Annotated in this window: 8 protein-coding genes; all 8 read left to right on the top strand. The window is 39.2% G+C overall.

The window, feature by feature from the left end; translation table 11 throughout:
- Positions 1 to 1391: glycoside hydrolase family 140 protein (locus ACOVQ4_RS14555; protein ID WP_421821354.1), on the top strand; the 1391-nt coding region annotated here is incomplete at its 5' end.
- A 2-nt stretch (positions 1392 to 1393) separates the two neighbouring features.
- Positions 1394 to 2725, top strand: a complete 1332-nt coding sequence (locus tag ACOVQ4_RS14550) for a four-carbon acid sugar kinase family protein (protein WP_421821353.1) — start codon at positions 1394 to 1396, stop codon at positions 2723 to 2725.
- A 16-nt stretch (positions 2726 to 2741) separates the two neighbouring features.
- Positions 2742 to 4166 carry a sialate O-acetylesterase gene (locus ACOVQ4_RS14545; RefSeq protein WP_421821352.1) on the top strand — a complete coding sequence of 475 codons (1425 nt, stop codon included), beginning with the start codon at positions 2742 to 2744 and terminating at the stop codon, positions 4164 to 4166.
- Between the two features lie 91 nt (positions 4167 to 4257).
- On the top strand, positions 4258 to 7032 hold the full coding sequence (locus tag ACOVQ4_RS14540) for a glycoside hydrolase family 2 TIM barrel-domain containing protein (protein ID WP_421821351.1): 2775 nt from the start codon (positions 4258 to 4260) through the stop codon (positions 7030 to 7032).
- Between the two features lie 73 nt (positions 7033 to 7105).
- Positions 7106 to 8485 carry a CocE/NonD family hydrolase gene (locus ACOVQ4_RS14535; RefSeq protein ID WP_421821350.1) on the top strand — a complete coding sequence of 460 codons (1380 nt, stop codon included), beginning with the start codon at positions 7106 to 7108 and terminating at the stop codon, positions 8483 to 8485.
- 85 nt (positions 8486 to 8570) lie between these two features.
- On the top strand, positions 8571 to 9416 hold the full coding sequence (locus tag ACOVQ4_RS14530) for a sugar phosphate isomerase/epimerase family protein (RefSeq protein WP_421821349.1): 846 nt from the start codon (positions 8571 to 8573) through the stop codon (positions 9414 to 9416).
- Positions 9417 to 9806: 390 nt separating this feature from the next.
- Entirely contained in the window at positions 9807 to 12542 is a 2736-nt protein-coding gene (locus ACOVQ4_RS14525) for an alpha-d-galacturonidase (protein ID WP_421821348.1), read from the top strand.
- A gap of 70 nt (positions 12543 to 12612) precedes the next feature.
- Positions 12613 to 14163 carry an MGH1-like glycoside hydrolase domain-containing protein gene (locus tag ACOVQ4_RS14520; protein ID WP_421821347.1) on the top strand — a complete coding sequence of 517 codons (1551 nt, stop codon included), beginning with the start codon at positions 12613 to 12615 and terminating at the stop codon, positions 14161 to 14163.
- Positions 14164 to 14172: the final 9 nt, after the last annotated feature.

Genomic DNA, 14172 nt, shown 5'->3' with positions numbered 1-14172 from the left:
CATCCATGAAAAAAGGATTTTTGGCCTTTCTAGTAGGCTTACTTCTAATCACAGGAAATATCACTAAGGCACAAGTTCCTGCTTTAAAAGTTTCTGACAATAAAAGATATATCGCTACCAAAGATGGAAAACCTTTCTTTTGGCTTGGTGATACGGGCTGGTTATTGTTCTCAAAACTTACACGCGAAGAAGTAGAAACCTACTTAGAAGATCGTCGCCAAAAGGGTTTCAATGTGATTCAGGCAATGGGATTACATACGCTCAATGTGGTAAACATATACGGAGATTCGGCATTAGTAGGAGGCAATATCGCTAAACCAAAAGTAACCAAAGGTTCAGCTATAGCTGATAATGAAGCGTATGACTTTTGGGATCACGTAGATTTTGTCATTCATACCGCTGAGAAAAAGGGCATTTTTATTGGCTTTGTGCCTTTGTGGGGTGGCAATGTGAAAGATAAAAAAGTAACTCCTGAGCGAGCAAAGGTTTATGCAACATTTTTAGCCAATCGTTACAAAAATTACTCCAATATCATTTGGTTAAACGGTGGTGATATTCAAGGAAGTACAGGTAAAAATGTATGGGATATTTTCGGAAAAACCATACGTGCAATCGACAAAAATCACTTGATTACCTATCACCCACGTGGGCGTACTTCGTCTTCAGAATGGTTTCATAAAGATACTTGGTTAGATTTTAACATGGTACAATCAGGTCACCGCACGTATGCGCAAGATACGTCTGCCAAAGAAAAATGGCATTATGGTGAGGACAATTGGCGCTATATCCAAGCGGATTATCAACTCAAACCTACTAAACCAGTTATCGACGGTGAGCCTTCTTATGAGGGTATTCCATACGGTTTGCATGATGTAACCCAACCTCGTTGGACAGACGCCGATGTGCGTCGTTATGGCTATTGGTCAGTTTTTGCAGGGGCTTTTGGTTATACTTATGGACAAAATTCGGTCATGCAAATGCACCGTCCAAAATACGATGATACCTCATTTGGTCCGCAAGAATATTGGTATGAAGGAATGGCTAAGCCTGGTTCTTTCCAAATGAAACATTTGAAAACTCTGCTATTATCTAAACCGTTTTTTGAAAGAATACCAGACCAAAGTTTAGTGGCTGATAATGGACAAAAATATGAGTATGTTGTAGCTACTCGTGGTAAAAATTATGCGTTTTTGTACACCTACACAGGACGTACTTTCAAGGTAAACATGGGTAAAATTGCAGGAAAAACGGTAAAAGCTCAATGGTTTGACCCACGTACTGGCACATACCAAGCCATCGGTGAAATCGAAAATACTGGTATCCAAACTTTTGATACGCCTCAAGAACCTAAAAATGGCAATGATTGGGTGTTAGTTTTAGAAAGTAAATAATCATGCAAACACCTCAATTATCCATCGCTTACTATGGCGACGATTTTACGGGCTCGACCGATGCCTTAGAGTTTTTATCTCGTGCAGGATTGCAGACGATGTTGTTTTTCGAAGTTCCGACAAAGGAAACATTACAGCAATACCCTCATTTACAAGCCATTGGTATAGCAGGAAGAACAAGAGCTTTAGGAAAAGAAGCCATTAAAGAGGAGCTTCAAACGGCCTTTGATGCTTTAGCTAAACTTCAAACGAAGCATGTGCATTACAAGGTTTGTTCTACTTTTGACTCTTCTCCTGAAATTGGAAATATCGGCTTGGTGCTTGAATTGGGCTTGGCGCAATTCAAAAATCAATGGACGCCTATTTTGGTTGCAGCGCCATCTTTGGGTCGATATTCTGTTTTTGGAAATCTCTTTGCTCGTATGGGAATCGGTAGTGATGGACAAATTTATCGTCTCGATCGCCATCCTTCCATGAGCAAGCACCCTGTGACGCCAGCCGACGAAGCCGATTTAGTTTTGCACTTGGGTAGACAAACTTCTGTAGAAATTGGCTTACTCGATATTTTACAAGTTGAAGCCGATACCCTAGCAAAAGCACAAACAGAACAAGTTTCAGCAGGTAAAAAAGCTTTGTTTATCGACGCTATCAATGAAAATCATTTATTAATAATTGGTAAGTTTTTAGAGGAAAAAGCACTGGAACAAAACCAAACCTTATTTTCAATTGGCTCATCAGGTATCGAAATGGCTTTGGGTTCCTATTGGAATCAGCAAGGTGTTTTTTCACCTAAAAATACTTGGCAAGCACTCACAAAAGTCGACACTTTGTTGGTGATTTCAGGAAGTTGCTCGCCCGTAACAAGCGCACAGATTGATTGGGCAAAGCAACATGATTTTATCGAAATCATCGTTGATGCTCCATTACTTGCACAGGAAGAACTATCTGAAAATATCTTACAATCCTATATTGATCAGGCTATTACTCATATCGAAAACGGAAATTCTGTTATGATTCATACCCAAGGAGGTTTACAGGAAAGTATTCCTTTGTCTTCTGAAAAACTGGGTTCAGCACTGGGATTGATTGCTAAAAAAGTCATCGAATCAACTCACATTACCCGTTTGTTGATTGCAGGTGGCGATACGTCGAGTTATGCAGCACGCGCACTTGAGATTGAAGCTCTAGAAATGATTGCACCAATGGTAAAAGGGGCACCACTTTGTCGAGTATATTCTTCCAACGAGGCCATCAATGGCTTAGAAGTAAATGTCAAAGGTGGTCAAGTGGGTGCAGCAGACTATTTTGGATTAGTTAGAGGGGATTTAGCTTAAAACTATTGACGTTTTTATGAAAAAAATCAAATCATATATTCTGTTAGCATTTAGTTTTTGCTCGATTTTTTCGGTAAAAGCACAAATTGTTTTACCTCGAATTTTGGGGCATAATATGGTTTTCCAACAAAAGAAACCTATCCATATTTGGGGAAAAGCCTCTGTTGGAGAGCAAATTAACGTCCAATTTTCAGGACAATCCGCTCAAACAATAGCTGATGCTGAGGGAAATTGGCAAGTATGGCTTAAAGCATTACCAGCCTCAAGCATTCCTCAAGAGTTAAGAATTGAAGGGAAGGAAGTTATTACCCTTAAAAATATCTTAATAGGCGAAGTATGGCTATGCTCTGGGCAATCAAACATGGAATATACCATGCGAAAAAACAGTAAGGTTAAACGTCCCAATCTCCCAGATCCCAATCCTGTTGACGAATTAGAAATAGCCAAAAATCCTCTCATCCGTATTTTTTTAGTCAACAGAAAAGAATTAGTAAAACCTGATCCACAACACAAAGGGTGGAGTATTGCTCAAGACTCCGCCTTGCGTTCTTTTTCGGCTGTCGCGTACTTTTTTGCAAAGGAAGTTCATCAGCAGACAGGCGTACCCATCGGTATGATTTCGTCGGCTATTCCAGGCAGCAGAATAGAACCTTGGATTTCGGAAGAGGCTTTTGCTAGTTCTCCCTATTTTAAAGGAAAAAAAGTAGAAGGTGAGCCCGCAAAGTTTTATAATCCTATGATTAGTCCTTTAGAGTCATTTGTTATGAAAGGTTTTTTGTGGTATCAGGGAGAAAGTAATTGTTTCTTGAAGGATTCGGTACAATATACCAACAAAATGGAAACCTTGATTAGGAGTTGGAGAAAAGCTTGGAAAGACGATAAAATGCCTTTTTACTATGTACAATTAGTCCCTTATCTCTACTCAAAAAGTACCGGAAAAATCGTTTTGGACAAAGAAACCCTTCCTACTTTTTGGCAAGCTCAAGCTAATGTGGGTCAAAGACTTAAGCAAACTGACTTTGTAACTACGACCGATTTGGCAGATACCTTAACCAATATTCATCCTTGGTACAAATGGGAAATCGGAAAACGTTTGGCACTTCTAGCTTTGAAGCATGATTACGGGAAAAAAGATTTAGTTGCCTCTGGGCCTATTTTCAAGAAAATGAAAATCAAAAATCATAAAGCCATTTTAAATTTTGAATCTGTAGGCAGTGGTTTGCAAAGCAAAGATGGAAAGGACTTAAGCTATTTTAGTATAGCTGGTACAGATGGGAAATTTTACGAGGCAAAAGCCATTATTGTAGGCACCCAAGTGGAAGTTTTTTCCGAAAAAGTCCCAGAACCTAAAGCCGTTCGATTTGCATGGCAAGAGGATGCAGAACCTAATTTTTTCAACAAAGAAGGACTTCCTGCACGACCATTTACCAGTATAAAGTAATAGTAGTGAACAGGGATAAGGCACAGAGGCAATAAAGGTTTGTTTTACTCCTTTGATTCTTGGTGCTTTTTTCCCCTCATCAAAAACAATCATGACCAAAAAAATTCTACTTTTTCTATTCTTACTGTCGAGTTTTAAGGCATTGTACGCCCAAGAAACCCAAAGAGTTTATCTTTCTGGAAAAGGGAACGATCAAACTGTTTCATGGGATTTTTTCTGTACTGAAGGTCGTAATGCTGGCAAATGGACCAATATTCCTGTGCCTTCCAACTGGGAATTGCAGGGTTTTGGAAAATATAATTATGGCTTCGCCAAAGATAGCTCAAGAGGTAAGGAAAAAGGACTTTATAAATACCTTTTCCAAGCACCTAAGTCATGGCAAGACAAAGCATTAAACCTTGTTTTTGAAGGTGTTATGACCGATGCTGAGGTAAAAATCAATGGAAAATCTGCTGGGGAAATTCATCAAGGTGCGTATTATGCTTTCAAATATCCCATTGCTCAATTACTCAACTATGGCGCTGAAAATTTATTAGAAGTAACAGTAAGTAAACACTCTGCAAATCAGTCGGTTAATGAGGCTGAACGCAAAGGAGATTTTTGGATTTTTGGTGGAATTTTTCGTCCAGTTTATATAGAGGTTTTACCTGTTCAGCATATTACTCGTGTATCGATTGATGCCAAAGCTAATGGTAATTTAAAGGCAGTGATTCGTACTAGTTCCAATAATACAAGCCTTACTTTATCAGCACAGTTACATACCTTAAATGGGCAAAAAGTTGGTACGCCGATTCAAGCAACTCTCAAAGCTGGTCAGTCGGAACTTACCCTTGAAAAGCTTTATCAAAACGTTCAGCTTTGGACTTCTGAAACACCTAATCGCTACAAATTGACTATTAGCCTATTACAAAATGGAAAAGTGGTTCATGTAGTTGAAAAGAAAATCGGCTTCCGTACAGTCGAAGTAAAATTGCGTGATGGCGTATATGTCAATGGGACTAAAATAAAATTCAAAGGGGTTAATCGTCACTCGTTTTGGCCAACTTCAGGACGTACCACCTCAAAGGCTGTGAGCTTACTCGACGTGCAATTGATGAAAGATATGAACATGAACGCTGTTCGTATGTCGCATTACCCTCCCGATGACCATTTTCTGGATACTTGTGATTCCTTGGGTTTGTTTGTAATGGATGAATTGGCGGGCTGGCATGGCAATTATGATACACCAACAGGCACAAAACGTCTCGAAGAGTTGATGGAACACGATGAAAATCACCCATCTGTGATTTTTTGGATTAACGGAAACGAAGGTGGTCATAATTACGAATTAGACCCAATTTTTCCTCAAAAAGACTTACAAAAACGTCCTGTGATTCACGCATGGGAAGATTTTGCAGGATTTGACACACAGCATTATCGCGATTATAACTATGGTATCGGTAATTATGATCACGGCCATAGCATTGTCATGCCTACCGAATTTTTGCATGGGATGTATGACGGCGGACACGGGGCTGGTCTGGAAGATTACTGGGAGCATATGTGGGCAACACCACTTTGTGCAGGTGGTTTCCTTTGGGATTTTGTTGACCAAGGTATTGTTAGAACTGATAAAAACCGCATCCTCGATACCGACGGAAATCGTGCTTCGGATGGCATCGTAGGACCATATCGTGAAAAGGAAGGAAGTTATTTTACTATCAAAGAAGTTTGGAGTCCAATCAAGTTTGAGGCAAAAGAAATTACCTCCGATTTTGATGGAAAATTTACTATCGAAAACCGCTATCATTTTACCAATACCAGTCAATGTCGTTTTACGTGGAAACTCAAATCTTTAGGGCTACACCAGTTGCCCGAACTTTCAGGCAAAGCTCTTTCTCCTAACTTAAAACCCTTAGAAAAGGGAACCGTAGCTTGTCAGCAGCTACCTCACAATTGGCAGGAGTATGATGTTTTGTATGTGAGCGCTTTTGATCCTTTTGGTAAAGAAATTTTCACTTGGAGTTTTAAAATTACCTTGCCTAAAACAATGGCGCAGGCAACTGTCCAGACTTCGGGAAGTAGCAAGCCTACACTTCAAGAGCAAGATTCTTTGTTTGTCGTAAAAGCGAATGGTTTGACGATTGGTTTTTCTAAAAAATCAGGTTTGTTAAAATCGGTACAAACAGAAAAAGGTGCTATTCCTTTCAGCAATGGTCCAATTGTTCAAGAAGGGAGCACCAATTTTAAAAATATTACTACTCGTTTTGAAGGCGAAAATTTAATCATTGAATCAACTTACGACAAAAAAGAGGCATTCAATACGCTGCAATGGACTATTTATCCCTCGGGTTGGGTAAAATTGAAAGTTAAATATTTTCCAGCAGCCTATTTGACAAATTATTTTGGACTTAATTTTTCTTTTCCAGAATCTGAAATTAAAGGCGTAGAATATCTCGGAAATGGGCCTTACAGAGTATGGAAAAATCGTTTGAAAGGAAATCAATTTGGCATTTGGAAGAAAGATTATAATACTACCGAAACAGGTGAAATTCCTTTTGTCTATCCAGAATTCAAAGGATACCATTCCAATATGTATTGGTGTAAGTTTATTACCAAAGGTCAACCGTTTACCGTAGTCACAGAAACAGAAGATGTGTTTTTTAGACTGTTTAGTCCAGCCTTCAAAACTGATTCCTATCAAAACTATGTGATTAATTTCCCTAGTGGTGATATTTCCTTCATGCAAGGTATTTCGGCAATTGGTTCCAAAACCAACAGAGCCGACAATACGGGTCCTATGAGTATGAAGCACGTCTTTTACGACTACGAAAAAGAGCCTAAAAGAGCGGTTGAAATGGTTTTGTATTTTGATTTTTTAAAATAGGCGATAGGCATTAGGGGTTAGGCAAAAAGTAAAAACACTTACCCCTTGTGCCTGTTCCCTGACCCCTAAAAACATGAAAAATATCCTCATCACTATCACTTTATCTATTGCTTGTTGTTTTGCTCAAGCACAGACTGCTGATCAGGCGTTTAAAAAACCTTTGAAGGAGGTTATCTCAACGATTGAGTCTCGTTTTAAGGTAAAAATCCGTTATCCTGAAGCCTTGGTAGCTGACAAGCAGGTTACTTATGCCGAATGGCGTTTTAGACCTGATTTAGAAACAACGCTCCATCATATCATGGATTCGCAGGATATAACTTTTACCAAAGAAGGAGAGGGAAAATATAAATTACAAGCTTTTCAATATCACCTCAAAACTCCAGAGGAAGGCAAACAGCAATTAAACTATTTGTCTACGCTTTCACCAGATATTACTTCTTGGGAATTGCGTAAAGCCAATTTGAAAAACTGCATTTGGCAAGCACTAGATATGCCAAATGCGCCAGCCAAACCGCAGTCTCAACCCATCATTACACAAAAACGAATCATGGATGGCTACTCGGTTGAAAATGTAGCTATCGAAACTTTGCCAGGTGTTTATGTGAGTGGGTCTTTATATCGTCCTTTAAAATCGAAAGGTAAAATTCCCGTTATTCTGAATCCAGACGGGCATTTTGGGGATGGTCGTTATCGTGCCGATTGTCAGTATAGATGTGCGGCTTTAGCCAAAATGGGGGCTATGGCTTTTAGTTATGATCTTTTTGCTTGGGGAGAATCAGCATTACAATTCAAATCTGAAGACCACCGTCGTAGCCATGCTCAAACCATCCAGATGCTCAATGGAATGCGTATTTTGGATTGGTTGCTAACCCTCAAAGATGCCGATCCTACACGTGTAGGCATTACGGGCGCATCAGGTGGGGGCAGTCAAACGATGTTGTTAACTGCTATCGACGACCGAATCAAAGTAAGTGTTCCCGTAGCCATGATGTCGTCCTATCACAGTGGGGGTTGTCCTTGCGAAAGCGGTATGGGCGTACACCTATGTGGAGAAGGGACAAACAACGTAGAAATTGCCTCAATGGCAGCTCCAAGGGCACAAATGATTATTTCGGATGGAAAAGATTGGACACAATTTGTCCCACAAACCGAATTTCCATTTGTACAACGAATTTATGATTTGTATCATGTTGCCAATAAGGTAGAAAATGCCCATTTCCCAAGTGAAGGACATGATTATGGAGCTAACAAACGTAAAGCAATGTATGGCTTTATGGCAAAAGAATTAGGTTTAGATCTTCAAAAGATTCAGGATACAACGGGTAATATCGTCGAAACAGGTATAACCATCGAGCCTTTTCCTGCACTATATGTTTTTGGCGAAAAAGGCGAAAAGCTACCTTCCAATGCTGTGAAGGATTTTGAAATAGTTGAGAAGATGTTTTCGAAATAGTAAAATAGGCAAAGAGGCACAAGGCGAGAGGCAACAGGGAATAAAAAACTCTTGCCTTGTGCCTGACAACTAACCCCTCAAAGAAATGCGTTTTTTATTGATTTTGTTAATGTTAGCTAGTCAAGGACTAGCACAATCGGCTCGTTATAAAGTGGGACTGATTGACCTTATGTTGTTGAAGCGACAAAAGTTGGGAGCCATTACGCTTACGCAACAGATTGGCGCAGATGGACTTGAATTGGATATGGGTGGTTTGGGGAAAAGACCTACTTTTGAAAACCAACTCGCCAACGATTCTATTCGTCAGGTTTTTATGGATAAAGCTAAAGAATTAAAACTTGAAATATGCTCATTGGCCATGACAGGCTATTATGCTCAATCATTTTGTGGTCGAGAAGAGTACCAACAATCTATTCGAGATTGTATAAAAACCATGAAAGCCATGAATGTAAAAGTGGCATTTCTGCCTCTTGGCGTACAATGTGACTTAAAAAAAGACCCATCTATTCGTGATTCGGTGGTTAGCAGATTGAAAGTCGCAGGAAAAATGGCAGAGGAAGCAGGCGTTGTCATTGGTATTGAAACGGCATTAAGTGCCAAAGAGGAAGTAGCTTTACTCAAAGAAATCGGTTCGCCAGCCATTCAGATTTATTTTAACTTTTCAAATCCTTTGAAAGAAGGTCGTGATTTATATAAAGAGTTAAAAATTTTAGGAAAAAACCGTATTTGCATGATTCATGCCACCAATAAGGATGGTGTTTGGCTAGAAAAAGACCCTGAAATAGATATGCTCAAGGTCAAAAAGACTTTGGACAAAATGAAATGGTCGGGCTGGCTAATTATCGAACGCTCAAGAGATGCTAGCAAACCCAAAGATGTCAAAGGAAATTACAGCGCCAATACAGCTTATTTGAAAAAGATATTTCAATAAAATGACACGAGTTATTTAGTGATTTGTGATTGAGAGGATGAGTGATTATTTTTTATTTGACAATATTCTGCTTCTCAAGAAATTTCAGTAAAGACATTTTTTTGATAAAATTCCTATTAAAAATAATCACTAAATCACTCAACCGCTCAATCACTAAATAAAGGATAGCTCGTATCGTTTTGCTAATTTAGCAAGAACTTTCCCTATGCAAATATCCTATAATTTTCAGAGAAAATGGTAGATAGTCTGACCCTTCTAAGCATATACCTTTGTATGTGTTAAATCTGATTTATTCCGAAAAAAATACAAGATTTATTGAGCATCACGCCAATATATTATCAAAATACATTTCGGACGAATCAAAAGCTCTCAGATTCAGGACTATAAGTTATGTACAAAATTTCACTGGTATTCTGTTGCCTCTTCCTATATGTATCCAATGTTTTGGCAAGTACTTTCTCTAAGGAAGGCGTGGCCAAAACGATTTATTTGCAAGTTCCCCAGCAAACTAATCCACGTATTGCCTATGGTGTCAACAAACTTCAAGCGGTGCTCGAAAGCATTGGCTATAAAGTTTATACCAACGCCAATACTTCCAAACCACAAATTTGGATTGGTACTCAGCAAGCCCTCAACAATAGCAATACTTTATCCAAAAAGGAAAGTTTTCGTTTATATAAATCTGCTCAAACTCCTTTACAGGTTATAGGTTTTGATGAATCTGGCGTGCTGTATGGTTGTTTGGAATTAGCTGAAAGAATTAAGCAGCAAAAAGCAGTTCCGCAAACCTTGGTGTATCAAGACCAACCCGAAATGGTACTTCGTGGCACTTGTGTAGGTATGCAAAAACCCACACTTTTACCTGACCGTGAGGTATATGAATATCCTTATACAGAAAAAGACTTCCCTTGGTTTTATGATAAAAAACTCTGGATTAGATACTTAGATATGATGGTCGAAAACCGTTATAACTCACTCTATATCTGGAACGGACATCCTTTTGCGTCCTTGGTTCGAGTAAAAGAATATCCTTATGCTGTAGAAGTTGACGATGCCACTTTCAAGAAAAATGAAGAAATGTATCGTTTCTTGACAGAGGAAGCTGATAAAAGAGGAATTTGGGTAATTCAGATGTTTTATAATATCATCGTGTCAAAGCCTTTTGCCGAGCATCACCAAATCAAAACCCAAGACCGTAATCGCCCGATTGTTCCATTGATAGCAGATTATACGCGTAAGTCTATTGCTGCTTTTGTAGAAAAATATCCAAATGTTGGTTTATTAATCACCTTGGGCGAAGCTATGGAAGGAGTAGGACAGGATGATGTTGATTGGTTTACCAAAACCATTATTCCAGGCGTGCAAGATGGTCTGAAAGCTTTAGGTAAAACAACAGAACCGCCCATTGTGCTTCGTGCGCATGATACGGATGCACCAAGGGTCATGAAGGAAGCCTTACCAATGTACAAAAATTTGTACACGATGGCAAAATACAATGGAGAAGCCCTAACTACCTATACACCAAGGGGTTCATGGGCAGAATTACATCGCAAATTAAGCCAAATTGGTACAGTACATATCGAAAATGTGCATCTTTTGTCAAATCTCGAACCATTCAGATATAGTTCGCCAGACTTTATCCAGAAGTGTGTGCAAGCCATGCACAACGTTTATGGCGCTAATGGACTGCATTTATACCCTCAAGCCTCTTACTGGGACTGGCCATACACCGCAGACAAAACGTCTGAAAGACTTTTGCAAATCGACCGTGATGCGATGTGGTACAAAACATGGGCAAGATATGCATGGCGTGCCAATCGTCCTGCGATAGAAGAACAGCAGTTTTGGAAATCCTATCTCGGAAAAGAATATGGTTTAGCTACAAACCAAGCACAAGGAATTTTGGATGCCTACAACGAAACTGGAGAAATTGCACCCAAACTTTTACGCAGATACGGTATCACCGACGGTAATCGTCAGACGCTAACCTTAGGAATGTTGATGACCCAATTGATTAATCCTTATCGTTATGGCTTATTTACGATGTTATACGAATCAGAAGCACCTGAAGGTGAAATGATTATTGAATATGCAGAGAAAGATTGGAAAGGTCAAAAACACATCGGTGAAACGCCTGTACAGGTAGCCGATGAAGTAGTAGTTCATGGACGAAAAGCACAAGAAGCGATTGATAAAATTGCTAAAAATGTTACTAAAAATACGGCTGAATTCAAGCGTTTGCAGAATGATGTTCATTGCTACAATGCTATGGCGCAGTTTTTTTCAGAAAAGGTTTATGCCGCGCTGGACTTAGTTCGTTATAAATATTCCAATCAACTTAGTGATTTGGAAAAGGCTTTGCCACATCTAGAACGAAGCGTTGAGCATTATAGCAAACTGGTTGAATTGACAAAAGATACCTATTTGTACGCCAACAGTATGCAAACCAAACAGCGTAAAATTCCTATGCGTGGTGTCGATGCGACTTTCATTCACTGGAAAGAAATGTTACCCGTTTTCCAAAAAGAGGTAACTCGATTACATACCGTTATTGATTCGTTGAAGCAAAGTTCTGGTAAGGTCATCAAAGAAATCCAATATCTCAAACCCGCTCAGGTTCAACTCGTAGATGCTAGCTTAACGACCTATCCATTAACGAGTAACCAAAAAGTTTTTAGTGATACTAGCATCGTGATTCAAGGAATAGCACCAGAGTTAAAAAATCTTTCTGGTATTATCTTATCAAAAAAAGCACAGATTACTAAAGGCACAGAGATTACGTTCAAGACAGACAAACCTGTGAAAGTTTTGGTAGGCTATTTTAATGAAAAGATAGGGATTTATGATGCTAAGAAAAGTGATTTTCTGCCAAAACCTCAACTTGAAATTGATGCCAGCGCCAATAACTTTGGACAAGCTGAAAGTAAGATTACCAATGCAATGTTGCTAGGCGATTGGCCTCCTGTCAACATTCATACCTTCTCGTTCGAGGCGGGAACGCACACACTAAGCCTTGCCAAAGGCGTATGTCTAGTTCTTGGCTTCGTAGATGGCTCGCAAGAAATCAAAATCTTCGACGCAGGTTTTGCAGGTAATCAAAAAAATATAGACTGGACGGTAGAATAGTGATGAATGATGAGTTGTGAATAAAATAACCATTCATCACTCACAACTCATCATTCACAGTTAAGAAATCATGTACATAAAAAAAATATTAAGCCTTTGGGGCTGTATTCTTCTGGGGTATGGGAGTGTGGCTCAGAAGACCGATTTTGTAGGAACCAAAACCTTAGCTTCGGCAGTTGAGCGATACAATGTGCTAGATAAAGAAGAAGCTGTTGTCAATTATATTTCCAATGCACAATCTTACGAATGGTTGTCGCAGAATATTCCTTTGTTGGACTGCCCTGATTCATTGCTTCAAGAGATTTACTATTTTCGTTGGTGGGCATTGCGAAAGCACCTCAAGCAAACACCTGATGGCTTTATTTTTACTGAATTTATCACCAAAGTAAACCATGCTGGTAAGCACAATGCCATCAGTAGTGCCTTGGGTCATCATATTTACGAAACTCGTTGGCTTCGTAATCAGCAATATACCGACGATTATATTCGCTTTTGGCTGTATGTCGACCCCAAACATAATGTACAGCGTTTCCATGCCTTTAGTAGCTGGATTGATGACGCCGTGTATAATCGTTATCTGGTTAATTTGGATAAGAATTTTCTAGAAAAAAACCTTCAGACGCTCGTAGCTGACTACAAAAAATGGGAGGAAGAACGCCAATTACCCAACGGAATGTTCTATCAATTTGATGTAAAAGATGCGATGGAAGAGTCTATTAGTGGGGGAAGAAAAGATAAAAATATTCGTCCGACGATCAATAGCTATATGTATGCCAATGCTAAATCTTTGGCCAGAATGGCAGAATTATTGGGCGATGCAAACACACAAAAGATTTTTACAGAAAAAGCCAATTTCCTCAGAAAAGCCGTTGAAGATACTTTATGGGACGATAAGGCCTTCTTTTTTAAGGTAAAATTAGAAAAAACAAAAGCTTTCTCAGACGCTCGTGAGGCTATTGGTTTTATTCCTTGGTATTTTAATTTGCCAGAAGATAAGCCCAACTACGCCAAACAATGGAGCCAGCTTACCGACACTTTGGGTTTTAAAGCAAAATGGGGTATTACCACAGCTGAGCGTCGTCATCCTTTGTTTCGTACACATGGTTCTGGACATGGATGCGAATGGGACGGACCTCTTTGGCCTTATGCTACTACACAGACGTTGAAGGCGCTGTCCAATTTGCTCAATAATTACAAACATAAAGGCAATATGACCCCTCAGGTTTTTTATGACGAACTAAAGAAATATGCCTTTTCGCATCAAATGAATGGTAAGCTTTACTTAGGCGAGTATCAAGATGAGAAAAATGGAGAATGGCTCAAAGGCGACAATCCAAGAAGTAAGTTCTATAATCACTCTGCGTACGCCGACTTAATTATCAGCGATTTAATAGGATTAAAACCTCGTGAAGACCAAGTACTAGAAATCAGTCCTTTGATTTCTAGCAAACAATGGGCTTGGTTTTGTCTAGAAAATATTTCCTATCATGGAAAACTCATCACAATCCTTTGGGACGAAACTGGTAAAAAGTACAACAAAGGCAAAGGCCTACAAGTTTTCGCCGATGGCAAACTCATTGGCAAGTCCAAGAAACTCAAAAAAGTAAGATTTAATATCTAGAAGCTGTAG

It is taken from the genome of Flectobacillus sp. (assembly GCF_049240685.1).
Taxonomy (GTDB): Bacteria; Bacteroidota; Bacteroidia; order Cytophagales; family Spirosomataceae; genus Flectobacillus.
The sequence above is the reverse complement of the archived record's forward strand: the minus strand, read 5'-3'. Positions and strand labels throughout refer to the sequence as shown.

Bases quoted from the DNA above. Each gene is read 5' to 3' on its own strand.
- ACOVQ4_RS14550 (WP_421821353.1), top strand. From the start codon at position 1,394: ATGCAAACACCTCAATTATCCATCGCTTACTATGGCGACGATTTTACG.
- ACOVQ4_RS14545 (WP_421821352.1), top strand. From the start codon at position 2,742: ATGAAAAAAATCAAATCATATATTCTGTTAGCATTTAGTTTTTGCTCG.
- ACOVQ4_RS14540 (WP_421821351.1), top strand. From the start codon at position 4,258: ATGACCAAAAAAATTCTACTTTTTCTATTCTTACTGTCGAGTTTTAAG.
- ACOVQ4_RS14535 (WP_421821350.1), top strand. From the start codon at position 7,106: ATGAAAAATATCCTCATCACTATCACTTTATCTATTGCTTGTTGTTTT.
- ACOVQ4_RS14530 (WP_421821349.1), top strand. From the start codon at position 8,571: ATGCGTTTTTTATTGATTTTGTTAATGTTAGCTAGTCAAGGACTAGCA.
- ACOVQ4_RS14525 (WP_421821348.1), top strand. From the start codon at position 9,807: ATGTACAAAATTTCACTGGTATTCTGTTGCCTCTTCCTATATGTATCC.
- ACOVQ4_RS14520 (WP_421821347.1), top strand. From the start codon at position 12,613: ATGTACATAAAAAAAATATTAAGCCTTTGGGGCTGTATTCTTCTGGGG.